General features: G+C 41.2%; 26 protein-coding genes and 1 pseudogene. 7 read left to right on the forward strand and 20 right to left on the reverse strand.

Annotated elements, in window-relative coordinates; all coding sequences use genetic code 11:
- Nucleotides 1–13: 13 nt before the first annotated feature.
- The 4 genes from IQ274_RS11830 to IQ274_RS11845 form a co-directional block, all read right to left on the reverse strand.
- Nucleotides 14–559 carry an oxidoreductase gene (locus tag IQ274_RS11830; protein ID WP_163939283.1) on the reverse strand — a complete coding sequence of 182 codons (546 nt, stop codon included), beginning with the start codon at nucleotides 557–559 and terminating at the stop codon, nucleotides 14–16.
- A gap of 32 nt (nucleotides 560–591) precedes the next feature.
- Complete coding sequence (locus IQ274_RS11835) at nucleotides 592–1,116, reverse strand: DUF3122 domain-containing protein (protein WP_163939285.1); 525 nt, start codon at nucleotides 1,114–1,116, stop codon at nucleotides 592–594.
- A gap of 36 nt (nucleotides 1,117–1,152) precedes the next feature.
- The gene (gene hoxU, locus IQ274_RS11840; protein ID WP_163939287.1) at nucleotides 1,153–1,869 is read right to left on the reverse strand and encodes a bidirectional hydrogenase complex protein HoxU; all 717 of its coding nucleotides are present in this window, start codon (nucleotides 1,867–1,869) and stop codon (nucleotides 1,153–1,155) included.
- A gap of 357 nt (nucleotides 1,870–2,226) precedes the next feature.
- Nucleotides 2,227–2,877 carry a DUF938 domain-containing protein gene (locus IQ274_RS11845; protein ID WP_194142379.1) on the reverse strand — a complete coding sequence of 217 codons (651 nt, stop codon included), beginning with the start codon at nucleotides 2,875–2,877 and terminating at the stop codon, nucleotides 2,227–2,229.
- Between the two features lie 205 nt (nucleotides 2,878–3,082).
- Between IQ274_RS11845 and IQ274_RS11850 the strand changes: the two genes are divergently transcribed.
- On the forward strand, nucleotides 3,083–4,132 hold the full coding sequence (locus IQ274_RS11850; RefSeq protein WP_194142380.1) for a J domain-containing protein: 1,050 nt from the start codon (nucleotides 3,083–3,085) through the stop codon (nucleotides 4,130–4,132).
- A gap of 6 nt (nucleotides 4,133–4,138) precedes the next feature.
- Here IQ274_RS11850 and IQ274_RS37310 read toward each other — a convergent pair whose 3' ends face one another.
- The 4 genes and pseudogenes from IQ274_RS37310 to IQ274_RS11860 all read right to left on the reverse strand — a co-directional run.
- Nucleotides 4,139–4,429 carry an ABC transporter permease gene (locus IQ274_RS37310; RefSeq protein ID WP_265578535.1) on the reverse strand — a complete coding sequence of 97 codons (291 nt, stop codon included), beginning with the start codon at nucleotides 4,427–4,429 and terminating at the stop codon, nucleotides 4,139–4,141.
- A 5-nt stretch (nucleotides 4,430–4,434) separates the two neighbouring features.
- On the reverse strand, nucleotides 4,435–4,821 hold the full coding sequence (locus tag IQ274_RS37315; protein ID WP_322745228.1) for an ABC transporter permease: 387 nt from the start codon (nucleotides 4,819–4,821) through the stop codon (nucleotides 4,435–4,437).
- An 18-nt stretch (nucleotides 4,822–4,839) separates the two neighbouring features.
- Nucleotides 4,840–5,139 (reverse strand): hypothetical protein, encoded by a 300-nt coding sequence (locus tag IQ274_RS36480; protein WP_228058154.1) that lies wholly within the window; start codon nucleotides 5,137–5,139, stop codon nucleotides 4,840–4,842.
- A gap of 47 nt (nucleotides 5,140–5,186) precedes the next feature.
- A pseudogene (locus tag IQ274_RS11860) lies at nucleotides 5,187–5,690 on the reverse strand (AAA family ATPase); the annotation flags it as partial.
- On the opposite strand from IQ274_RS11860, the gene IQ274_RS11865 reads away from it, so the two are divergent.
- Nucleotides 5,661–6,161 carry a TetR/AcrR family transcriptional regulator C-terminal domain-containing protein gene (locus tag IQ274_RS11865; protein WP_322745229.1) on the forward strand — a complete coding sequence of 167 codons (501 nt, stop codon included), beginning with the start codon at nucleotides 5,661–5,663 and terminating at the stop codon, nucleotides 6,159–6,161. The pseudogene IQ274_RS11860 and the gene IQ274_RS11865 sit on opposite strands and share 30 nt — an antisense overlap.
- Nucleotides 6,162–6,497: 336 nt before the next feature.
- The gene (locus tag IQ274_RS11870) at nucleotides 6,498–6,947 is read left to right on the forward strand and encodes an Hsp20/alpha crystallin family protein (protein WP_163936579.1); all 450 of its coding nucleotides are present in this window, start codon (nucleotides 6,498–6,500) and stop codon (nucleotides 6,945–6,947) included.
- Between the two features lie 239 nt (nucleotides 6,948–7,186).
- Here IQ274_RS11870 and IQ274_RS38015 read toward each other — a convergent pair whose 3' ends face one another.
- The 4 genes from IQ274_RS38015 to IQ274_RS11885 all read right to left on the reverse strand — a co-directional run bounded on the left by IQ274_RS38015 (nucleotide 7,187) and on the right by IQ274_RS11885 (nucleotide 9,201).
- Entirely contained in the window at nucleotides 7,187–7,558 is a 372-nt protein-coding gene (locus IQ274_RS38015) for a DUF3011 domain-containing protein (protein ID WP_416209835.1), read from the reverse strand.
- Nucleotides 7,559–7,647: 89 nt separating this feature from the next.
- A complete protein-coding gene (locus IQ274_RS37325; RefSeq protein ID WP_265578537.1) occupies nucleotides 7,648–7,773 on the reverse strand; it encodes a hypothetical protein in 126 nt (41 codons plus the stop codon).
- 3 nt (nucleotides 7,774–7,776) lie between these two features.
- Nucleotides 7,777–8,469 carry a hypothetical protein gene (locus IQ274_RS11880; protein ID WP_194142426.1) on the reverse strand — a complete coding sequence of 231 codons (693 nt, stop codon included), beginning with the start codon at nucleotides 8,467–8,469 and terminating at the stop codon, nucleotides 7,777–7,779.
- A gap of 417 nt (nucleotides 8,470–8,886) precedes the next feature.
- Nucleotides 8,887–9,201 (reverse strand): hypothetical protein, encoded by a 315-nt coding sequence (locus tag IQ274_RS11885; RefSeq protein WP_228058155.1) that lies wholly within the window; start codon nucleotides 9,199–9,201, stop codon nucleotides 8,887–8,889.
- Nucleotides 9,202–9,271: 70 nt separating this feature from the next.
- Here IQ274_RS11885 and IQ274_RS11890 point away from each other — a divergent pair, with 70 nt between their 5' ends.
- On the forward strand, nucleotides 9,272–10,156 hold the full coding sequence (locus tag IQ274_RS11890; RefSeq protein ID WP_194142381.1) for a pirin family protein: 885 nt from the start codon (nucleotides 9,272–9,274) through the stop codon (nucleotides 10,154–10,156).
- A 121-nt stretch (nucleotides 10,157–10,277) separates the two neighbouring features.
- Here IQ274_RS11890 and IQ274_RS11895 read toward each other — a convergent pair whose 3' ends face one another.
- The gene (locus tag IQ274_RS11895; RefSeq protein ID WP_163936564.1) at nucleotides 10,278–10,643 is read right to left on the reverse strand and encodes a DOPA 4,5-dioxygenase family protein; all 366 of its coding nucleotides are present in this window, start codon (nucleotides 10,641–10,643) and stop codon (nucleotides 10,278–10,280) included.
- Nucleotides 10,644–10,990: 347 nt separating this feature from the next.
- Complete coding sequence (locus IQ274_RS11900) at nucleotides 10,991–11,527, reverse strand: universal stress protein (RefSeq protein WP_163936582.1); 537 nt, start codon at nucleotides 11,525–11,527, stop codon at nucleotides 10,991–10,993.
- A 339-nt stretch (nucleotides 11,528–11,866) separates the two neighbouring features.
- Between IQ274_RS11900 and IQ274_RS11905 the strand changes: the two genes are divergently transcribed.
- Nucleotides 11,867–12,250: a toll/interleukin-1 receptor domain-containing protein gene (locus IQ274_RS11905; RefSeq protein WP_163936561.1), complete on the forward strand. Its 384-nt coding sequence runs from the start codon at nucleotides 11,867–11,869 to the stop codon at nucleotides 12,248–12,250.
- Nucleotides 12,247–16,077 carry a HEAT repeat domain-containing protein gene (locus tag IQ274_RS11910; protein ID WP_194142382.1) on the forward strand — a complete coding sequence of 1,277 codons (3,831 nt, stop codon included), beginning with the start codon at nucleotides 12,247–12,249 and terminating at the stop codon, nucleotides 16,075–16,077. The genes IQ274_RS11905 and IQ274_RS11910 overlap by 4 nt, the downstream gene beginning before the upstream one ends.
- A 44-nt stretch (nucleotides 16,078–16,121) precedes the next feature.
- Here the strand turns inward: IQ274_RS11910 and IQ274_RS11915 are convergent, their stop codons facing one another.
- The 6 genes from IQ274_RS11915 to IQ274_RS11940 form a co-directional block, all read right to left on the reverse strand.
- Entirely contained in the window at nucleotides 16,122–16,361 is a 240-nt protein-coding gene (locus tag IQ274_RS11915; protein ID WP_163937459.1) for a type II toxin-antitoxin system HicA family toxin, read from the reverse strand.
- A complete protein-coding gene (locus tag IQ274_RS11920) occupies nucleotides 16,354–16,620 on the reverse strand; it encodes a type II toxin-antitoxin system HicB family antitoxin (protein ID WP_163937456.1) in 267 nt (88 codons plus the stop codon). Before IQ274_RS11920 ends, IQ274_RS11915 begins: the two co-directional genes overlap by 8 nt.
- A gap of 59 nt (nucleotides 16,621–16,679) precedes the next feature.
- Nucleotides 16,680–19,343, reverse strand: a complete 2,664-nt coding sequence (gene acnB, locus IQ274_RS11925; protein WP_194142383.1) for a bifunctional aconitate hydratase 2/2-methylisocitrate dehydratase — start codon at nucleotides 19,341–19,343, stop codon at nucleotides 16,680–16,682.
- Nucleotides 19,344–19,447: 104 nt separating this feature from the next.
- Entirely contained in the window at nucleotides 19,448–19,642 is a 195-nt protein-coding gene (locus tag IQ274_RS11930; RefSeq protein WP_194142430.1) for a hypothetical protein, read from the reverse strand.
- Nucleotides 19,643–20,037: 395 nt separating this feature from the next.
- On the reverse strand, nucleotides 20,038–21,096 hold the full coding sequence (locus IQ274_RS11935; protein ID WP_194142384.1) for a hypothetical protein: 1,059 nt from the start codon (nucleotides 21,094–21,096) through the stop codon (nucleotides 20,038–20,040).
- Nucleotides 21,097–21,733: 637 nt separating this feature from the next.
- Nucleotides 21,734–23,644, reverse strand: coding sequence for an acetate--CoA ligase family protein (locus IQ274_RS11940; protein WP_194142385.1), 1,911 nt, complete (start codon nucleotides 23,642–23,644; stop codon nucleotides 21,734–21,736).
- Nucleotides 23,645–23,961: 317 nt separating this feature from the next.
- On the opposite strand from IQ274_RS11940, the gene IQ274_RS11945 reads away from it, so the two are divergent.
- On the forward strand, nucleotides 23,962–24,165 hold the full coding sequence (locus IQ274_RS11945) for a hypothetical protein (protein ID WP_041565287.1): 204 nt from the start codon (nucleotides 23,962–23,964) through the stop codon (nucleotides 24,163–24,165).
- Nucleotides 24,166–24,296 lie beyond the last annotated feature (131 nt).

Raw genomic sequence — 24,296 nt, forward strand, 5'->3', positions numbered from 1 at the left:
GTAACTTGTGAAGTTAACCAAACTTGATAAATTTACGTCCTTTTAACTGTGGTTTTTCTCCCCTTAAGAGTGCCTCTAACACTGCTTTAATCTGAGTTGCGGAGGGTGGACAACCTGGCAAATAAATATCAACTGGCACTACTGTATGCACTGGTATCACCCGATCTAGTAAGGTTGGTACAATGCCAGGCTCATGGGGAATAGTGCCGTGAATATCTGCTGCTTCGATGTAACAACGTTGCAGAACAGGTTCGGCACTACCTAAAGGATTGCGTAAAGCAGTAACATTACCAGTGACAGCGCAATCACCAAAAGAGACAAGAATGTGCGATCGCTCTCTTACTATCTGAATCATTTGCAGGTGATCTTCATTTGCAATTGCACCCTCAACTAACACCACATCTACCCCTGGGGGATATTCTTTAGCATCAGCAAAGGGACTATAAACTAAATCTACTTGTGCTGCTAAATCAATCAGCCATTCATCCAAATCGAGAAAAGACATGTGACAGCCAGAACAGCCGCCTAGCCAAACTGTTGCTAATTTTAAACGAGTCATTTTATTTCTTAAATGAATTTTGACCTTAGCACTCAGGATTTTAGTGCAATTTCTTGCCATTCCTGCACGATATATTTTGGGATTGAAAGATTGATGAAGTGTTGTTTACCTACAGGTATACCAATCAACAATTCTTGAGTTGACAATTGAGGCAAAACATTCTTGAAGTCATACTGAGCGATGGTTGGTGCTGGTGCTTCATCTAGGAATATATCGGGAGCAGTTAATACTTTGCCTGTATCTGTAGTAATCTTTAGGGGTAAGGGATGGGGCAATTCCTGAGAACCAGGAAATCCCACCAATCGGAGATTTATTGAAGATATTTTATTGCTATTAGAATTAACTCGCTTAAACAAAATAACTTGCCAATAATTTCCTAATTCATCATTTAATTTTTCTTGTGAGCGATAAAGGATTTCTTCTGGCGTATCTTCTAATTGCATAACAGCAGCGATTACCTGTTGAGATGTGAAGGTTGCTAAACCCAGGTATATATATATTGTTAATATTGCCAACAATAGGAGCCACCAAAAAATTTTTAGGATGCGGCGTAACATTAGGTTTACCTCGTTGTGCTAATTTATGAACAGTAGCTAAACAAGCCATTGCTGCTTTTCTCTTGCTGTAAGTAGGAAATCAAGCTTGGCACGCTGGTGTTTCATTTCCCCGACGCTCGAACCTTTGTCAAAAAGCGCACCTGTAGGGCAAGCATTAACGCATTTGCCGCAAGAAGTACAAGTATCTGAGGTTCCCCAAGGCTGATTTAAATCAGTGATTACATGAGAATTTGTCCCTCTACCCGCCATATCCCAAGTGTGCGCTCCTTCGATTTCATCACAAACACGGATGCAACGAGTGCAAAGAACACAACGGTTATGGTCAATGCCAAAGCGAGCGTGAGAAATATCGACTTTGCGATCGGGGAAATGATAATCTAAGCGCACATGATCCATACCCATCTCAATTGCCAAGTCTTGCAATTCGCAATTACCGTTAGCTACGCAGACCGAGCAAATGTGATTACCTTCAGCAAATAGCATTTCTATAATGGTGCGACGATATTTTTGCAGGCGATCGCTATTTGTTTGGACTTCCATACCCTCAGCAACTTTTGTTACACAAGCAGGTTGGAGTTTATTACTCCCAGCAATTTCTACTAAACAAAGCCGACAAGCGCCAACATCTTCAACTCCTTGCAAGTGGCACAAAGTAGGAATGTGAATCCCTGCATCTTGCACCGCTTGGAGAATAGTTTCCTCCTCACGGGCGCTAATAAGTTTGTCGTTGACTGTTAAAGTTTTGACTGACATTGCTTCTAGCCTCAATCAGAATGAGCCTTTCGCTTCTGGAATGCCCTGAGTCTTGAATTGTAGACAAATAGTTTGAGGAACTTGTGAATAGCTTGGATAGTTTTCTCATCAATTGCTTTCCAAGCTATAGGAATCCGCTTTGATTTCTGTTCGCGCAGCGTGGCAAGGAAAGAAGAGAATACGCAATAGGCAATAGAAAAGAAGGCTTTTTGAGTTGTACGGAGTTTTTTCAAAAATCAAATATGAGTCTATATTTAGCCTTGAGGTAGCACAGCAGAAAGTAGCCAGAAAATTGACATATCTGCAATTATTTTGAATTGAATTAAATTATGTCCACTAAGAAATTATTTCCAGGAATTATTCATTAGCGGCACGTTCAAACACTACTGAAAGATTATTGGCTGGCATTTGGTAAATTTGTTTCAAGATGAAATGTTCTGCCCTAGCTGCTGCCACTACATCATCCAAGTTCCGCACACCCCATTCTTGGTTTTGGGTGTGTAAATATTCGTCAAAAGCTGCATTACTCGCTGCTGTATGTTCTCCACCTTGTTTAAAGGGCCCATATAAATAGAGGATACCTCCTGCTTTTAGGATACGGCCTGCCCCTGCCATTAGCCCCAAACAGGCTGACCACGGTGAAATGTGAATCATATTAATGTTGACGATAGCGACAATTGGCTCCCTATCAAGCCACTGAGTTACTTCCCCTTTCTCCACTGCCCAAACTGGCTCTCTAACATCTAGCTCAAGCGGTGGATAAACGTTATCACAGGCATTGTGTTCAGTCCATGCACTAATGCTGGCTCGTAACTCTAAATTTGCATCTGTTGGTAGCCACAGGCGAGGAATTAGCCTGGATGCAAAAAAGACCGCGTGTTCACCAGTACCACTTGCTATTTCTAAAATAGTGCCACTTTTGGGTAATACCTGCAAAAGTATTTCTAGAATTGGTTCTCGGTTGCGCTCAGTTGCTGGTGCGTATTGTCGTGCGTCTTGTGGTGTCATTCTTAATCGTGATATTTTATGATTTTTCTCGCATGGTGCGCTTCCCGATAGTAACAATATAGATGATGTGGCCTATGTCCATTACAGTAATTCTTGACAAAAAAAGTATCCAGAGTTCATGTATTATCACTAGATACGTTCTTTTCGCATTGACGAAATAACTTTGGCAATTACATTTTAAACCTTAAACTTACATACGTGTTTCATGGCTCGCAAAAAATCACTTCCATTACAATCAACTGAAGTAACTCCATTAGCACTCTCTCAATTACATATCCGCTTGGAGTTTTTAGAAGCAGAACATAAATCGCTACTTAAACAGATTAAAAGAAAGCGAACGGAATTGAACAATTTTGTCGAGCAAATGCGAACTTTTGCCACAGAAATATTTCATCAAGCTAGTCCCCACTTTCAAAAAATGGCTGAGTTAGACCGAGATATTCATGCTCTATTTGATGAAATTTTTACCACTAGAAAGTTTGGGAAGCAAACCATCAAAAATATAGAGGCAGTTTACCTTGAACTCCAGTTGACAGGGATTATTAGTCCAAACGCGAGTCGCAAACAATTCAATACAGAGTTAAACGAACTATTTAATAATTCCGAATCCGAATCAGATTTTTCAGAGGAAGCGGCTGAAGGTAGCCATCAATATTGGCAAGCACAACAGTCTGTAGAATCTTCCTCTGTAGCGAGAACAGAGGATAAGAGAAAAATTCGGGAAACATTTCTCAGATTAGCTGAAATCTTTCACCCTGATAAGACAAGAGACAGCGAGACACAGATATATCATACAGAAATCATGAAATCAATCAATAAAGCTTACCAAGAAGGAGATTTGGCAAGACTTTTAGAAATTGAGCGAATTCAGCAGGTGGGAGAAGTTATTGATCTTAATAACGAGGATGATTTAACTCGCAAATGTCGAACTATAGAACAGCAAAATCAAATTCTCCTCACTCAATATGAAAACTTAAAAATGGAACTACGGTTAGCAAAAAATACTCCAGAAGGAACTATGGTAAGTGATTCTCGTAAAGCTGCTAAAAAAGGCATTGACTCTATGTCTTTGATGTTAAAAACAATAGAATCTCAAATGAATGCTATTTCTCAAATCCGAGATTTTGTCAAAGACTTTAGAGAGCAGAAGATTACTATCAAAGAATTTCTCGGTGGACCATCAACTCCACACTACTTAGACGAAGAAATTATGGAAGATATTCTTGAACAGATGTTATCAGAATTAATGAGATAGTACAGTTTAACTTAACTGACTCCGAAACTTAGGAACACTAATAGTTAATAAAACAACGGCAAAACCAAGCAATGCTAGAATATTCAACCACAGCACATCTAAACCAACCCCTTTAAGTAAAATACCTCTAACAATAGTAATGTAATGACGAAGTGGATTAAAAAGAGAGAGGAATTGAAATAAAGGAGGCATAGATTCAATAGGAGATATTGCCCCCGAAGTTTGGATCATTGGTAAATTTATAAAAAAAGATGTAAGTAATACTTGTTGTTGAGAACCGCAAATAGTTGCTAACATAATGCCTAAACTATTATTGACCCTAATCCCATGACTATTAAGGCTTCTGTAATTGCAATTAGCAGGTAAGCTAGCCCTTTGCCAAGTAACAGTTCGGTTGCACTAATGCTAGAAGCATAGACTTGTAAAATTGTACCTTTTTCTTTTTCACGTACCATTGCGATCGCTGTTAGCAATGAGGGAAAAATCCACAATACGACACCATAAGTTCCCGGTACAATGTACAACGACTCCAATCTACCAGGGTTAAACCACAAGCAGATTCGCGGTGTAATAATATTTTTATCTGGTATTAATCCTTGGTCTTGCATGAAGAAATTAGTTACTCTTTGAATGCTACCTCTAATTACACGAGTATTATTAACATCTGTGGCATCAATCAATACTTGCACCTTTGCATTTCTACCAACTTAAATATCTCGGCTAAATTGGGGAGGAATAACCACTGCCGCTTTAGCAATACCTCTGTCAATTGCATCCCGTACCGGATTACCACCTGACCATTGCTTAGGTACAAATTGATTGGTAGCATATAAACGCTCAATATAGCTGCTACTTAGGTTTATGCGGTCAAAATCCTGCACAATCAGGGTAATATCTTTACTTTCTAAACGAATCGCAAACCCAAAAATCAATAGAGTTAAAAATGGCAATAAAAATGCTAAACCTAAAGTTAAGCGATCGCGCCGAAATTGCGCTATTCCTTTCACACATTGGGAAAAATTCTTTTCATTATTTATTCTCAGTTTTCATGTTCCTAATCTCCGACCGCACGTTCAACGATACCAATAAAAGCATCTTCCAAAGAGAAAGGAATCGGACGCAGAGATTCAATAGTCAGGTGTGCAGATTTTAAAAGCTGAGTTATTTCGGGAATTTCTGCTTCCGGGTCATCAAGAACAATGTGTAAACTATCGGCAAAAATCGAGACACGCCACGAATCAAGATGTTGTTTAAGTATCTTGGAAGCGGCTTGATTTTGGTTAACGATAATCTCTATAAGTTGTCCTGGTTGAGAAGCTTTGATAGAACTGGGTGAACCTTCGGCGGCGATTTTCCCGGCTACCATAAAACTCATGCAGTTACACTGTTCAGCTTCTTCTAAATAGTGCGTTGTCACCAAAATTGCTGTACCATTGCGGGCAAAGTCATTAATCAGCTTCCAAAACTGACGACGGGCTAAAGGATCTACCCCAGATGTCGGTTCATCTAGAAATAAAATATCTGGTTCGTGCATTACAGAAGCGCCAAAAGCTACTCGCTATATAGTCACTTTCAAGATAAAGAAGGATTATTTAAGGCGTTGATCGAAAGAGTAACAATTGCTAGTTTTCAGGGGATTTTTTGTACAGAAGATTTGCATGGTGAGGCAGCGATATTATTGCGTGAAATTGCTGAAATTTATCTAACAAAAGTTGCCGACAATCCTGAATACTTAGCACTATTCCGCTTGATTATCACCGAGTCGCAACGCTTTCCAGAATTGGCAAAATTATATACTCAAACCGTGATTCAACGTGGACGGCTATTACTGAGCCAGTATTTAGCTTCTCACCCAGAATTAGGCATTACTGACCCAGAAGCAACAGCGCAAATCTTTTTTGGCTCACTGGTATCCTATGTGATGGTGCAGGAAATGCTATATGGCAAAGAAATGATGCCATTGTCACGCGATCGCATTTTAGATAGTTTAATGAGTTTGGTACTCGCCCATACAAGCAAAGATCACTAAAAGAATTGAAATTGAACTTAGTTTTGAAGTGGCGCAGTCAATTCAATAAAGAAAAGTGGGAGCGCAGGGATAACCGTTTGGTTACAAGAAAGTAAAGCTTAGTGTTAAAGTAAATCCCCTTTGACAGCTATTATTCGGTTTACCGAACCGAGAAATGAGAGTAAACCGTAATATCTTTTTTACCGCCTAATCTGGTGCGGGAATCATCCATTGTTTGGTGAGAATAACCGAATTTACAAACTTGTTATTTCTCAATATGATGGAAATCAAAGCAAGGATTTAAATCCAAAGATTGGTTGAGCCAAAAACTACTACTGATACAAGGGATAAATTAATATGTTATTTCGTTACAACTCTGCACAAGATTTCAACACTTTAGAAAGTTACATCAACGGTCTATTGGGAGACACTAAAGTCCCATCTGCACAGTTTGAAAAAGGCTCTGTCAAAGTTCCGGCTGCTGAACTGCAAGAAACTGATGATGCAATTTATCTGAAGCTAGAACTGCCAGGGCTGGAAGCTAAAGACCTAGATATTCAAGTTACAGAAGATACTGTTCACATTAGCGGTGAACGCAAGTCTGAAACCAAAACCCAAAACAATGGCACTACCAAGAGCGAATTCTACTATGGTAAATTCCAACGTGTAATTCCTCTATCTGCTCGGGTTCAAAATACTAATGTCACCGCAGATTATAAAAACGGTATTTTGAATTTGACACTGCCCAAGTCCGAGCGAGAAAAGAACAAAGTTGTCAAGGTTAATCTAGAGCAAGCTGCTGTTTAATTGATGTTGAGGAAACTACTCTATCTCCAATAATTGATTGAGATAGCTAAAAGCCCAGTTAAAATATGACTGGGCTTTTTTATGGAGAAAAAGTCTGGATTTGATTTTTGTTCTCGCACTGTGGCGTAGCCATATTTACTTGCGTGGTAAGGCAATAGGAAAGAAGGCTTTTTGAATTGTACGGAGTTTTTTCACGCAATCAAATATGAGTCCTATATGTTGATGAAATACCTAGTTGACTATCTGTTATATCTGTCGTTTCTGTCATATCTGTCGTTTCTGTTATATCTGTCGTTTCTGTCATATCTGTCGTTTCTGCCATATCTGCCGTTTCTACGACCGCCAACTGAAAACTCAGCTCGACAACCATTTTTTACCCAAATACGATTTCTTCCATAGCCCCAATTTCCTCTACAACTGGCGTTAGACAATTGCCTGATAAGCCTCACTCTGCCTCTTGTATTTATCGCACAAGTATTCCTTCGATTATTCTGGCTTGAACAAGTTATTATTTCCTGAGCTGAAGCTGGAGCAGCAACACTCAAAACTGTACCTGTAGTAAGACTGGCAACCAGAAAGGTGATAGAAATTATGGGAAGGCGCATAATCATATAAAACCTTAGATTTCTTTCAGATTTCAGAGAGAAAAACTATATTTTATTGTAGCGAATTCCATTAAGAGCCAAGGAATCAAATCAGATTAAATGTAAAGAATATTTACACAATTAATCTCATTAAATACAACAGGTTCAAGACCAGCATAACTTAGGGCAAACGCAGTTGCAGCACCGCCAATTCCACCACAGATAATAATTGCTTTTTTCATAAGTTACCTGTTTATCAATAGACTTTCCCTGATACTTTTTTGTTTCGTTTTTTGGGAAAAATCCTCAGTTAACAGTAAACCTATAGCCATGACAAATTCAGATGCACTACCAGCAAGTGTACCTACTACATCTGAGGGCAAAGCATTACCAAAAAAGGAAACCAATGTTCCTAAAAATAACCAAGGCCATTTCAGCCGGAACCAAATACCAATGCCAATTAGTAGGACAAATATATTAACTACAATAGTGATAATTGGTGGGCCACTCAAGTTGGCAACATGATAGCGTAGAATTCCCGCAAACTCTATTGGAACTAGTTCCAGCCCTATATAATGGGTGGCAATATCTATCGCTGCAAGTCCCAATGCAACGATCGCAGATAAAACCCGCATTACTCCATTGGCCCAACCAGCTCCGCCGCGGTGAGCGAGTTCAACACCAATCACAATGAATAGCGGTACAACTAAATAATGTAATAGAAAGCGCAGCATACTGAGAGTTTTCAAAAGCTCTCCTGCACCAATAAAACTTCCTATTGAAAGAATGAGATTGTCATAGCTAATGCTCAATAGCACTATAGGTAACACTATCATTGCGAAGCTGGTTGATTGCTGCCACAGACGAATTGCCCTGCCTATTAACACCCATTCGATCAATGCAAGACTTAGATGTGTTAGGGGATAAATTATTGACATAAGTAATGTATTCACATAGCTTCATATATTCAAAGCACAAATATTGAGTTCTGAAGCTGATAAAGATAATTTGTACCTGGAATAAAAGCTAGAGCCACTTATTCACAAGATTTGTGGCTGTAATTACACTTGAAACTGGTTATTTTGTTGAACCTGTAATTTTTAATGCTAGTTAGAAAAAAGATTGCCTCCATCGCTGTGCTTCAAAGCTACGATATCAACTAAAAAATGTATTTAATAGTACCCTTGAGGGTACTATTAAGTTGAGTTGTTATTTTATGGCAGCTTCGATTTTTTCTCTTTTTTCTACGAGAAGCTTCCTTACAAAACGCTATATGTGCGCTTGAATGCAGTTGTTAGTGCGATCGCCTTTGTCTGAAGCAGCAGACTCAGTTGTAACACTGCCTTCTCCCTTCTTTACAGGGCTTTGGGTTTGACAAACTTTAGGGTCATGCGATCGCTCTCTCCAATAGTAACGAAGCGTTCCCTATCATTTTGACCTTGGCTCAAGGTGGGAGGTAGTGTCCAGACTCCGCCCGGATAGTCTTTAGTATCTTTTGGGTTGGCGTTAATTTCTGATTTGCCCACCAATTTGAAGCCTGCTTTTTCCACAGCAGTAATTATTGATTCTGTTAGCGGATAGCTAAGGTTTAGCCCATTCTGACTCGTGACCGAAGAGGAGCGATGGTGCGAAGCTTCCATCGGAAGCGATCGCACAAACCAATAACTCATAAAGGTTAGCTTTTTTCTGGTGGATCTACTTATAATGATTCCAGCATTCACCAATCACCCCCCATCACTTATGGCAATACTTCAATTGATTGAACCTGAAGTTAAAGATTTGGGTGGGTTTGTTGCCCGCCGCAGTTTGCCATATCTTCATCGTCAAATGGTTGGGCCGTTTATCTTCTTTGATCATGTTGGCCCATCTGTTTTGCCACCCAACAAAGGTATCGATGTCCGACCACATCCTCATATCAATCTTGCCACCGTAACTTACCTATTTGATGGTGCTTTGATGCACCGCGATAGTTTAGGCACTGTGCAGGAGATTCAACAGGGTGCTGTAAACTGGATGACGGCGGGAAAAGGGATTGTACATTCGGAGCGATCGCCAGATATCGATCGTCAAAAAGAAACTACCATTCATGGCATTCAAACCTGGGTCGCCTTGCCTGTAGAATACGAAGAAATCGATCCAAGCTTCACTCACTATCCTGCCCAAACTCTTCCTACCTGGGAAGAGAATGGCGCTATCATCAAACTCATTGCTGGACAAGCACTTGGGTACACCTCACCAGTCAAAGTTTTCTCACCCATTCTCTATTTAGATGTGATACTGTCTGCTAATGCTCACTTTACTGTCCCCACTGGTTATTCAGAGAGGGCAGTATACAGTGTCACAGAAGGTTTGAGCATTAATGAGGAACCGCTAGAGCCATATCGCCTTGCCATCCTAGAACCAACAGATGAAATCAGGGTTTCTGCTGCTGCTCCTGCTCGGTGTATTGTTATTGGTGGTGAACCATTGGGTACACGCTACAAATGGTGGAATTTTGTTTCTAGCCGACCAGAGCGGATAGAGCAAGCAAAAGCCGATTGGCAAGATTGCCGCTTTGCTAACGTGTCAGAAGAAACAGAGTTTATTCCACTGCCGGAAGTGGTGACAGAGGCTAATCCCTTTTAGTATCAGTATGGTGTTGCGGGTAGGCGATCGCAAATCTAAAGTTTCTAGTGGGGACTTTAGTCCTCATAATCAAGTTTCACGCTTCAGTCCATAACTTTTACACAACAAAGTGCTACTTCCTTTAATTGGATGAAGTCGAACTAAGCTGTCGAAGAAACTCAATATTCAAATCTAATTTTTCTCCTAACCAGAGAGAATAAATCGCGTGGTCTGAGACAGCATCGCCTGTCTCAGGATGGACAAGAATATCTAATCCCTCACGATTAAGCATTAACCAAGGGACGACTTTATCAAACTGATTCGGTAAGAAAGCAACTTGATACATCCCTTTTGGGTGGGGCCCAATAGGCTTGTCAAACCAGCGTCCGAGTTGCACTTCAAATCTAGCGCCCAATCCTTCACGTACACGCGCAGCTACATCCCGACTTGCAGCATCGAAGTAAACATGAGCATGAAAACCAGCGATCTCAATGGTATCTTCTTTCATAGATCCACTTTTTGCTCTCAACTCTAATTTTGGGTAGAGGACTTTTTCTTTTTCACTGAAAAAGCGATGTCTACGATGGGCTACGCCTACGCTCAATTTTAGCCTAATACCGTGCAGTTAAGGATAATTTGTAGCGATTTGACTCTATAGAGGCCATTAATTGAGGTAATTGGGTAGTTGAGGATAAACCAAATTCAGAATTTGGCTGGCTATGATTTATGCAATATTAGTAGTCTGTCAAGTTTAAATTGATGGTAAGCAAGTTCGTAGTAAGGACTTTAGTCCTTCTTTTCTAAACACTAAAGTCCTTACTACAAACCCTCAAAAATAGTTTGACAAAGTAGTAATTAGTTAACGCTTAAAGTACTTGTAGTTTCTTTGACAACTTCATCTTTTTTAACAGCAACGGACAGATGCACAACATGAACCGAACAAGAAGCATGGTGAAGAACGTAGTTACTCACACTACCGAGAAATAGTTCCATCAGCCCAGAATGACCCCGCCGCCCCATAACAATTAGGTCAGCGCCAGAACTATGGGCTAAGTCACAAATAATTCTGCCAGGATTACCAACATTTTGTGTAAATTCTGTATTTATACCTGCTGTATTAGCTTGGGCACAGAAAGATTGCAACATCTGGATTCCCAAATTTTTAAAGGTATCCCACTGTTTTTGGTATAACTCAAAGCTTTGACTAGTCAATCCTGGATAGTAGTCAAAATTAGACATCATAGGTAGGTAAGGGCTACCCTCTTCTTCTGGAGATAGGACATGGACTAACATTAAGCTAGCTTGTGTTAACTTTGCTAAACTCAATGCTTCTTCAAAAACCTGTTGCCCTATTTCTGAACGATCTAATGCAACTAAAATCTTTTTAAACATCATAATAGACCTCCTAGTTCATTGGTAATTGGTCTTTACTGTTTCAGATTTCTAAATGCTGGATTGTCAAAAATGACTCATCCCTCAACTATGTTTAGCGATTTTTGAATTTAAATATTCTTAAAGGTTTTCGCCCCATATTTATATATAGCAAAAGAATTTGAGGAACTTGTGAGGAAAGCAAGCATTTATCTTTGATTAACAGTGAGCATCCCGTTTTGTAAGATACATCCTTCTTTGGGATGCTTTAATATTTTGTTTATTTGACTAGATATGAGTTTTTAAATTAACCAAGTATACTTAAAATTAAGTATAAATTAAAGATTAACTTACTATATTATGGCTAACGTTTTTATAAGCTATCGACAAATTGATACTGAGCCAGCTGAAAAACTAGCTTCAGAAGTAGTTAGTGCTGGGCATCAAGTGTGGTTTGCTGAATGGAAAATCGATGTTGGTGATTCTATAGTTGAGCGCGTCAATGAAGGGCTGGAAGGACTAAGTTATTTAGTATTGTGTTATTCTTCATCTGATCTATCTCCGTGGGTAAATCGTGAATGGATGTCGGTTTTAGCACAGCAACTGAGTGGACACGGGGTTAAAATTTTACCAGTTTTGCTGACCGGAGGCAAACCACCTGCCATATTAGCTGATATCAAGTATGCTGACTTAATTAAAGACTGGTCTAAAGGTGTATCTGATTTGCTAAGGGCTGTCAAATGAAAAAAATACTTCAGCAGGTTCTTATAGCCCATGCAAAGGGAGAAGAGGAGTTTGCCGAAAAATTAGGGGAACCGATTCGAGAAGCTGGCTATGAAGTAGCTCATCGGGGAACGGTAATGGTAGGAGAATCTTTCGTTGAAGAAGCTTCTAAGGCTTTGAGTAGTGGTAGTCCGGTGGTACTTTGTGGAACTATCAAAGCATTGGGAACAAAATGGGCACGTCAGATTGTTAACGCTGCAAGAAATAACTATCGAGTACGAATCTTTTGCGTACAAATGGATGAAGAAGCTGACGTAGAGACAGTGGCATTTGATGAATGCATTGCTCAATATTGGCAAGATCCTACAAAAGCACAACATGATTTAATTACTGCTCTGAAGAAATATTATCCTTTGCAAGTACCTTCCGATTATGTAAAGGGGGGAAATGACGCAGAACAGCGTTATCGGGAACTGGTTTTGGAGTCCTGCGACATTATAGACTTAGCTAACTTACCAGAGTTTGATCGCCATATTGCCACCCAGAAACTGTTACTGCGTCAGCTTTACGTAGCACTCCGCGTCCAAGTAGAAATTGTCTCCAATGCTGAAGTTGAGGAAGTGGAATTAGCGGCAATTGAAAAGCGCCGCATTGCTATGCAGCGTAGGAGAGCAGGCTGGAGTAGTGAAGAAAAAGACGAAAGGGAAGATAGAGGTAAGCGGGTTCCTGTTGGAGAACGACTGGCTAAGGCTAAACGATTAGTTGTGCTGGGAGATCCAGGGGCAGGAAAGACTACTATGATTCGTTGGATTACCACAGCCTACTTGCTGCGGCTCGAAAAAGATCCAGACTGGAAAGATTTGCCTGATGTATCTACACTTCCTGATGAGGATTGGCTACCAATTATTATCCGTTGTCGAGATTTGAAAAATGTCAGCCCTATTCGTTCATTAGACGATATTCTGCATTACATCTTGCGTAAGGACGAGATGAGCGAGCCTGAATGCACTGCTCTGCGTGGCATTTTAATACAAAAACTTAAACAAGGTACAGCACTGTTACTTATAGACGGCTTGGATGAGATCACAGATTCTCTTTTACGAGCTGAATTCTGCCAACAGATTGAAAAAATTTGTGACGCATATAAACAAGCCCCCATAATCGTTACCTCCCGCATTGTTGGCTATCGGGAAATGAAATACCGCATAGGGCGGCAGTTTGAGCATGTTACAGTAGCTGAACTGATAAAAAAAGATAAAGATGATTTTGCTCATCGCTGGTGTGATATTACCGAATTACCAGAGCGAAAAAAGAAGGCAGAAACAGAATTGATTCAAGACATTCACAGTGCTGAACGCATTGAACGTCTTACTGGTAATCCAATGCTGCTTACTACAATGGCGTTGGTTAAGCGTAAAGTTGGTAAACTGCCGACTCGCCGACATAAGTTGTATGCACAAGCAGTAGATGTACTACTTAACTGGCGCTCTGAAGTAGACAAACCTATAGATGATGATGAAGCACTACCGCAATTAGAGTATATTGCCTATGCCATGTGTCATAGAGGAGTACAGCAACTTCGGAAAGATGAAGTGATAGAGTTATTTGAAAAGTTCCGAGAAGAATATCCCAATCTTCATGAGGTAAAAAAGCACACACCTAAAGAATTTCTGAGTTTATTGGAACATCGCACAGGCATTTTAGTAGAAGCGGGTGTTATTCCACATAATGGCAGAGACATTCCTGTATTTGAATTTCGTCACCTCACATTTCAAGAATACTTGGCAGGATTGGCACTTGTGCAAGGTCATTTCCCTAACCGCGATCGCTCTCTCAACCTTGCTGATTATGTAGCCCCACTTGCTGCCCAAATTAATGAAGTGCAATCTGATCATCCTGTTGTTTTTCGCAGTCAGCAAGAAGTAGTGGTAACTGAAAACTGGCGAGAGGCACTACGTCTTTGTGTAGCCTCCTGCAATGATGATGATGTGGACGATGTTTTGCAAGCTATCCTCAAACCAATTGAAACAGAAGATGCTCAGATTACGGCTCGTCCCCGTGCAGTACTGGCGGCTCTGTGTTTAGCTGATGAGCCTAATGCCAGTGAACAAATGGCAATGGAAATATTGCAAGAGTTTGTTAGGAATGTTGGTGAGCGTGATGGCAATACACCGTTTTCGGGAACTAGTGTAGATACTGCTGCTATAGAATTGGCTGAATCTCAGTGGGCAGAAATACTATGTTCGATCCTTCTTCAAGAATTTCAACGAAGAGAAGCAAAAGTTCGTGGTGGTTGTGGTGGTCTTTTGGGAATGATTACTACAGCATCAATGTCAAACGAACTGGAAACTTTTCATAAATGTTATTTGGAACAAGCATCTCGTCTTAAGTTAAGCCAAGAGGAGTCAATAAAGGCAGCTCTCATCATTGAGAAAATACTTTGGAAGCGAATTATACTTTTCCCAGTTGATCAAATATTTTTTGATAATATGCCTGAAATAATAGATACTTTGCTAGAAATGCTTACGGGCAGCCCCCCCACTTCCCATGCCGCAGCCGGAGTACTCCGATTGTTCAATGTTAATTTTCATCCTAGAATAAAGCGTTGGCAACCATCAATAAAAGAGAAGGAGCAGTTAATCTCTTTTATCAGTAATCTAACATCTGACACACAAGCGTTGGCTCTAATATGCAGAATTCTAGGTAACGAACGTGAAAAGCAGGCAGTTGAACCCCTGATTGCCAAGCTCAATGATGCCGATAGCAATGTGCGGCAAGCAGTAGCATCGGCATTGGAAGAGATTAAGGATGCACAAGCACTTAAACCTCTAATTGCCAAGCTCAATGATTCCGATAGTGATGTACGGCAAGCAGTAGCATCGGCATTGGGAGGAATTAAAAATGGACGAGCAGTTGAACCTTTGATTGCCAAGCTCAATGATGCCGATAGTGATGTGCAGCAAGCAGTAGCATCGGCATTGGGAAGAATTAAAAATGGACGAGCAGTTGAACCTTTAATTGCCAAGCTCAATGATTCCGATAGTGGTGTACGGCAGGCAGTAGCATCGGCACTAGGAGAGATTAAGGATGCACGAGCAGTTGAACCCCTAATTGCCAAGCTCAATGATGCCAATAGCGATGTGCGGCAAACAGTAGCAAGGGCTTTGGGAGCAATTAAAAATGGACGAGCAATTGAACCGTTGATTGCCAAACTCAATGATTCCAATAACTTTGTGCGGCAAGCAGTCGCAGGGGCATTGGGAAGAATTAAAAATACACGAGCAGTTCAACCCCTGATTGCCAAGCTCAATGATGCCGATAGCGATGTGCAGCGAGCAGTAGCATCGGCATTGGGAGAGATTAAAGATGCACGAGCAGTTGAACCGTTGATTGCCAAGCTAAATCATGTCGATAGCGATGTGCAGCAGGCAGTAGCAGGGGCACTAGGAAAGATTAATGATCCACGAGTGCTTGAACCCTTGATTGCCAAGCTCAATAATGCTGATAGCGAGGTGCAGCAAGCAGTAGAGGCAGCACTAGTACAACTTGGAGATACTCAGACTATACAAAAGTTACTAAACAGGTTGTCATCTGAGAATCAAAATACGAGGGTAATAACACTCAGAGCATTATCTTGGATTTGTCAAGATAAAATAGATCGCGAGCTGCTTTCTAGGGATGTTGATGCTTTTAACCCCTTTCTAGATCCCCAAGAAGAAATTAATGAAGAACGAGTTAATTATGCTGCTGCTCAATTAGATATATCAATCGAAGAAGTGCGTATGCGTTACCAAAAACTTGCCCAGCAATTTGGTCTAAGATTAAACTTTACTACAGATGCTTCATGAGATTACTAAATGTCATAGCGTAACTTAAAATTACTTAAATTTATTTAACTTAAAAGACTTTCTACTTCCTCATCAGTAAAACCAAATTGCCTAAAAATACGCAAAACATAACCAGGAGACATTTCTCTTGCACCCATATCTATAGGAACTACTCTCCTTTTACCATCAACTTCACGAGTATATAAACAATGGTCGCCTTTTCCTTCTCTATGAAATGTGCAACCTGCTTGTTCTAAAAGCTTAATTAACTGCTTTGGTTTCAGGGAAGGTATGTTTTTAGGCATAAACCTTCCTTAATTCATATATCTCTGAATCTTGTTCTTTTTCTTCAACAAATAAAAATTCATGTAATTCATCTATTGAAATGGGAGATTTATAAATATTGCTTTCAGACTCATAAACAATTTCAAAAGATTCAATAGCCTCTTTTAGCTTGCTGATAGCATCTTCTTGAATAGTGCCCTGTCCTACAATTCCATTTTCTAAACACAAAGCAACCCAATAACCAGCGCTTTGCTTGAGTACTACTGTGTAAAATTCCATTGATATTCACCTATTGAAATTGTGGTGTGAGGTGGGCATTGCCCACCCTACTAAATTTACTAACGCAAACTACTAGCTGGCATACCCAAAATATCCTCAAGTCTCGGCATATCTTCCAACGCAATCACACGCCCTTCATCCTCAAAACCGACAATTTGATCAAAGTTCAAATACCGATATAAATCATCTGCAAAAGGATGAATTCTACTCGCTACAATATCTAAATATTCTTGCACTGTCGGAAGCCGTCCCAGCAGCGCACAAACTGCGGCTAATTCTGCTGAACCAAGATACACTCGCGCATCTTTACCCATGCGATTATTGAAGTTGCGGGTAGAGGTAGAAAACACTGTTGTGCCATCAGCAACTCGCGCCTGATTACCCATGCACAAACTGCATCCTGGCATTTCTGTTCTAGCACCCGCAGCCCCAAAAATGCTGTATACACCTTCTTCTTTTAATTGGTGTTCATCCATGCGGGTTGGTGGTGCTATCCACAGGCGAGTTTTCACTTCACCTGCACCTTCCAAAACTTTGGCTGTTGCCCGATAATGACCAATATTTGTCATGCAAGAACCGACGAATACTTCTTGCACTGGATCATTAGCAACTTCCGATAATAACTTAACATTATCGGGGTCATTGGGAGCAGCAACAATTGGCTCTTTGATTTCGTTTAAATCAATTTCAATTATTTCGGCATACTCCGCATCGGCATCGCCTTCTAATAACACGGGATTCGCTAACCATTCTTCCATCTTTGCCACACGGCGCAGCATGGTACGCGGATCGTGATAGCCCCGTGCTATCATATTTTTCAACAACGCTATGTTAGAACGCAGATATTCAGAAATTGTCTCTACACTCAGCTTAATTGTGCATCCGGCACAAGAACGTTCGGCGCTAGCATCGGTGAGTTCAAAGGCTTGTTCAACTTTTAAATCTGGCAAACCTTCTATTTCCAGAATCCGCCCAGAGAAGACATTTTTCTTGTTCTGCTTCTCTGCTGTCAGCAAACCTTTTTGAATTGCTACGTAGGGAATGGCATTCACGACATCCCGCAGGGTGATACCTGGTTGCAATTCACCTTTGAATCTTACCAAAACTGACTCTGGCATATCTAAAGGCATGACACCCAAGGCGGCTGCAAAGGCCACTAATCCAGAACCGGCGGGGAAGGAAATACCCAAGGGGAAGCGGGTGTGAGAGTCGCCGCCAGTTCCCACGGTGTCGGGTAGCAGCATCCGGTTTAACCAAGAGTGGATAATACCATCACCGGGACGGAGGGCGACACCGCCACGAGAAGCAAAGAAATCGGGGAGTTCGTGATGGGTTTGGATGTCTACTGGTTTGGGATAAGCTGCTGTGTGGCAGAAACTTTGTATCACTAAGTCTGCACTGAAACCAAGACAGGCGAGTTCTTTTAATTCGTCGCGGGTCATGGGGCCTGTGGTATCTTGAGAACCAACGGTGGTGATGATGGGTTCGCAAGATGTGCCGGGACGCACACCAGGTAATCCGCAAGCTTTACCTACCATTTTCTGTGCTAGGCTATAGCCTTTGCCTGTATCAAAGGCTTGCTGAGGACGGGTGAAGACTGTGCTGTGTTCTAAACCAAGTGCAAGACGAGTTTTATCGGTGAGGGTACGGCCGATAAGTAAGGGGATGCGTCCACCTGCGCGGACTTCATCGAGGATGGTGTCAGGTTTGAGGGCAAAGGTGGAAATGACTTCGCCTGTTTCGTTGGTGATTTCGCCTTTGTAGGGATGGATGGTAATTACCATGCCGGTTTCGAGTTTGGTGACATCGCACTGAATAGGCAAAGCACCGGCATCTTCTGCTGTGTTAAAGAAAATTGGCGCGATCGCACCACCTAAAACATAACCCCCAGCGCGTTTGTTTGGCACAAAAGGTATATCATTTCCTGTATGCCACAATACTGAGTTGATGGCAGATTTACGCGAAGAACCTGTACCAACTACATCTCCCACGTAAGCTACAGGATGCCCTTTTTTCTTCAATTCGGCAATGGTTGCCAAGCTTCCCGGTTGCCGTGACTCTAACATCACTAAGGCGTGTAAGGGAATATCCGGGCGAGTTGTGGCGCTTTGGGCGGGGGATAAATCGTCGGTATTAGTTTCGCCAGGAACTTTAAAAACGGTGACAGTAATCGCTTCTGGAACTGTGGGGCGAAGGGTAAACCATTCAGCTTCCGCCCAAGAATCAACCACCCGTTTGGCGAAAGGATTGGTTTTAGACAACTCTAAAACATCGTGGTAAGCGTCATACACCAAGAGGATTTTGCTTAAGGCGTTGGCGGCATAAGCGGCGATGGGTTCCTTTCCTTGTCCACCCATTACCAGAGGTGTTTCGGATGAGTCGGAGACGGATACAGTAGGCAATTGCAGCAAATCGATTAAAGATTGCACATTGTAACCACCGATCATTGTGCCCAGCAATTGCACCGCTTCGATGGGCGCAATCAACGGACTGGTGATTTCTTCCTTGGCGATCGCGGTGAGAAATCCAGCTTTGACATAAGCTGCTGGATCAACACCAGGAGAAACGCGATCGCGCAATAAATGTAATAATATATCCTCTTGACCCTTTGGCGGATTTTTCAGTAATTCACATAATTCTGAGGTTTGCTTCGCATCCAATGGTAAAGGGGGAATACCGAGTGCTGCTCTTTCAGCAACGTGTTTACGATATTGTTCTAGCATTTTTATGTTCTCCATTGGGATGTTCTATCTTTAATTATGAAATATTTTTAGTCAATACTTGGCTATAAGAGTTTAGCTTACTTTTATTACTGAAAGCCTTACTGCTAATCGGTTGCTTGCAGTTTTTTTATACTGAAAGTTTGGAAACTATTGGGCGAATGGAATTCTAAAATTCTTGTTCTTTCTATGTCATAGTCTTGACCTTCATCTGTAAAATGGCTATCTCCATCAATTTCAATCACTACTTGTTTTTCTAGAAAGATGTCTGTACACCGTAGCTTAAAAAAAGGGGGGGACAAGAATTAAATTCCCCTTTTGTAGGGGGGATTTTAGGTGGATCTAAAACGTTTTGCTACCAAGAAGAAGACTTTTCAAACATCCTCTAACGCGCTTAGAATGCCGCGAAGTCTTTATTTATGCCGTCAAAAAGGCATAAGAAAAGTATAAGTTTAAACTCTATGCTTTGTGCATCATGTGCATTACCTGCTGAAAGCAAAACAGCCAGAAGATGGGTTGGCGTTGATTGACAAAAAATTATTTTCGAGGCAAAGTTGCACTAAAGCAGCGATCGCATGTAACAGGCAGTCAAGTGAAAACATGACGTTCTCTCCCGCCTGTTATACCATCAGATTAACGGGAAAGAACGTCACAGCAGACCTAAACCTCGCACTAGTAAAAGAGGATCAATGTCAGCTTAAAACAATCGTCCACAAGGAATTGTTCCACGACGAATCGCATGATTGCTGGTTTCGGAATCATCCGCCCAGAAGAACTGTTTTAGATTGCTGGCGCATTCAGAATTGGGCGCAATGGCGATACCTTCGTTGTTAATGTTTGACATCGAACTTGGGCGTTCGTAACCCTTGCGGATGATGAATTTGCCTTTCGTTGACGAGCCAACGGCGGTATCGATGGCGAGCAGGGTTGAGCGATTGCTGCAATTGTTGTCGCAATACGCCCATAAAGTCTCATTATCGCGGTCGAAGGATAAATCCATGATCTTTGTATTACCACTGGCAATGGTAGCAATACGCGTATATGTAGAGTCGGAGTTGAGCGCGTATGCATAAATTTGTCCATTTGCTTCCAATCCAACAAAAAACAATCCCGTGCCATGTAACGGATAATTGGCTGGGTTGTAGAGCTGATTGGTACTTTCATCTATGAATCCATTAGCCTGCAAATAACTATCTGGCACCCATGCGATCGCTTCCAAGCCTAAATTAGTGGAGCTAACCGTTGGCAAATTAGAAGTTAAGTTCCATTCCTTAGTAGCATTGAGGGTGGTGGCACTACTGCTGCTGTCATAACTCAGTACGCTGAAGCGGTTCGAGCCGCTGCCATCTCGCTCAGTAGAGACGTAGATAGTTGTTGAAGAAAACTCGGCTTTGGTCACGCCTTCCGCATCTGGCGCACCAGTACCATTGGGATAGCGCAACGTTTTTCCAGAACTCCAATTATTAGCAGTATTTTTGACGAAAGTGCTGCCGTTCCAAACCAGGTTATAGAGTTTTGATGGCGAATTTTGCACTCCCCACAACACAGCTTGTTGCATTCCAGTCGCTGGGTCGTAGAACAAACCACTGAGATTACCACCGAACTGGTTAGAGCCATCAGCAGTGACTACAGTTGTGCTGCTAGGCCATGCGCTGTAGGTGACAGCGGCTGCTACCAATTTCGCACTCAATAAACTTATGCCACAGGCAAAAAACAGCTTTGTGAGCGCAAAGGAAGATATTGCTTTACATTTCATTGTTTGATAATCTCTGAGAATAATTGAAGCCCATGCGCCGTCCAATTTTCGATGTGTAAATTGTTTGGATCACGCGGCATCACAAAAGTGGTGGTGAAATTCACTCTAGCAATTGGATATGACTTAAAAAGTTATAATTGGTTAAAATTTTGGTTAAAATTAGTTATTTTCACGAAATTTTCGCCACACCAAAAAAACTGCTTTTGGAATGTCCAAAATTGTCCCGAATACAAGGGTAATTGAAGCAGCCCGATCCACAAATCGCTATATACTATATAGTCCCAATCAAAGCCTCACAGATACATATTAAATCTCTAAAGTCTGGAAATAAAATCTTATTATCTCTGAAATTTTAATATTTATTAGAACAATCGCTGAATATAACTTAGCTTACGTTGTATCAATTAGAATTAATCATGGAGTCTCCCACAGCCTTTTTATCCCCCAACAACAATTTTTAAGTAAGCAAAAACCTCTCAAAGTCCTCCTTTTTAAGGAGGATTTAGGAGGATCTACAACATTTTGAGCTTGTAGAGGGATGTGTATACACCGTAGCCTAAAAAAGAGGGTTTAGGAGATAAAAAAGTGCCTAAATCACAGCCAACCAATAGCTTTTAAAGCAACCTCTTAAGCTAGCTCACAAAATCGTTCCAGTTTCTTTCAAATAAACCCGTGTAAATGGTTCATCTTCAGCCAAAGTATAATCTTCAATCAACCCTTTGCGACGGATAGAAATATCGTTGCCTTTTCTAATCACCACAGTAGAACCATCAAAGACATCCCGCGCTAGCATCATCTCAGTTTCGGTAGGATTATCCAAAACTACGATATTACTACTCCGGTAAAACATCCCCTCTTCATCTAAGATGTCTTCCGCATATTCGGCAATCAGCAAATCAACTTTGGGATGACGGAGTAAAGTTTGGACGTTGCTATTGTAATTTTTGCTTAATACTTTTTTCGAGCGATTCACAAAAACTGCATCACGACAAACAGCACCAATTGTCCAGTTGGGATGTTGCAAAAGGATATGGTCAATTGTTGTTTGCAGTTCTTCAACTGAGATTTTATTAAAGGTAATAATCGGTATCCTCGCATCTGCACCCGACTCAAAAAAGGTTTCTAGAATATGAGAAGGTACATCAACACTTTCGCCTTCAGAAGGTTTAAGATGCATTAAAACTCCTGGTGCAGCGTTGATTTCCAGGATAGCGAAGTTACTAGATTTCCAAGATTCGGAGAGACTTTTGGTAATTACATCAATACCAAGGCAAGTCAACTGGAAGTGTTGGGCAATATCTTGTGCCAAGATAATATTGTCATCATGAACTGTGTGGGTTGAATCGATGCTCATACCTCCGGCTGAAAGATTGGCAACTTTACGCAGGTAAACAGTGCGTCCTTTTTCAATCACGCTGTCTAGTGATAAGCGCTGCTCCTCTAAGTAAAGTTCCATCGCTTCATCAATCTGAATTTTACTCATGGGTGAGGTGGGCGTATCTAAACGTGCAGGTTTGCGGTTCTCTAGGCGGATTAATTCTGCAAGCGTTAAGTAGCCATCACCGACAACCGATGCTGGACGGCGTTCTGTGGCGGCGACAAATCTACCATTGACACACAACATCCGAAAATCTGATCCAGAAATACTTTTCTCAACAATTATCCGAGTTAGCTGATCTTCAGGAATCGCTGCTAATGCTCTATTATAAGCAGATTCCAGTTCTTTTGAGTCTTGTACGTCAGCCGTAACGCCAATTCCTTTGTGACCTACCACTGGCTTAACTGCCACTGGGTAGCCAATTTGTCTGGCTGCTGCCAAGGCTTCCTTTTCAGAAAAGACGATATCGCCTTCAGGGACTGGGAAACCCAAGGTTTTTAGAAATGCTTTGCAGTCATCTTTACGGGTCGTAAACTCTGAATCTAGATGACTATCACAGTTAAATGTGGTTGCTACTCCTCGGACGTGTTTTTTTCCAAAGCCGTATTGCATTAATCCTTCTTCCCACAAATAAAAGGCGGGAATACCTTTTTCGTAGGCTGTTCGCAATAAAGCGTAAACTGTGGGGCCACCATAAACAGATGCGCGAAACCTATTTTGCAGCCTCACTAGCTGCTCCTCAAAGTTAAAGTCTTCGTCTTGGGTAATGGCTTCAAACCAATCCCAAACAAAATAAACGACCTCTCTAGTTGTGCGTTCATGTAGTGATTGGACGCTAATTCGCGCGAAATCTGGATATGGCTTAACACTCCAATGCTTAAGGTGCAAATCCATATCAAGCTTTCCGACTTCGGACACAACTTGGGCAAATAGATAGGCATGGGACTCGTAGCTTTGACTGCCCAGATTTGGATAGCGATCGCCAATGCTTGCAATATAATCTTCTATGGGCAAAGGCTCTCTAGAGTCAACTAGAGCAAAGTCAAATACTAGCGCCCCTACATCTAAATAGGGGTTGGGGCCAACATAATGCTTGAAGTTGAAAATATCGAATACATCCGTTCTTCTAGCATTAATGCGAACTAAGTCACTGCTTTTTTGTAGAACCATTGATTACGAACCTTTGGCTAAACACCCTGAAATTTCTATGCTGAGTTATCGTTACTCAGACTTGTTGATTGGAGGCTGATTCAGATTAATTGTTGGAGAGTGATGGCAAAGCCATTGATCTAATCAGAACCTACACTAACCCTATTAGTAAGCATTTTTAACTATCTCAAGGCATAATTAAATTTCTTTTCCTCAGCAAAGAATCAAGAATAGTCACTTCATCCTTATGAATGGGCAAAGATATAACCTTTGAAAGGTGTAACACGCATCCCAAAATCTGTATAAGTAAATATGCGGTATTGAAAAGACAGCAAAGCATGAATAGCACACAAGCTGATCTAAGAGATGAAATTCGAGAACTTGCTGAGGAAGCTTTTCACCAAAAGCTGATCTCCGGTCATGGTGATGGGCCTGACATAAATGAATATCAAATCGTCTACCAAGGTAAACCCAGACATCTCCCACTAGAACAAGCACGTTTTTTCTTGACTAACTTGCTTTACAGAAGTCGCATTCATTAGGATTTACCATCAGATATCTATCAGATATCTAATTTGCACCCAGCGAGAGTTAATACCAACAATTGCATGATAAATTTTCAATCGGCAATTTAGAAACGCAGTCAATAATGCCTCTAGAAAATCTCTCTAGA

It is taken from the genome of Nostoc sp. LEGE 12447, assembly GCF_015206985.1.
Lineage (GTDB): Bacteria > Cyanobacteriota > Cyanobacteriia > Cyanobacteriales > Nostocaceae > Nostoc.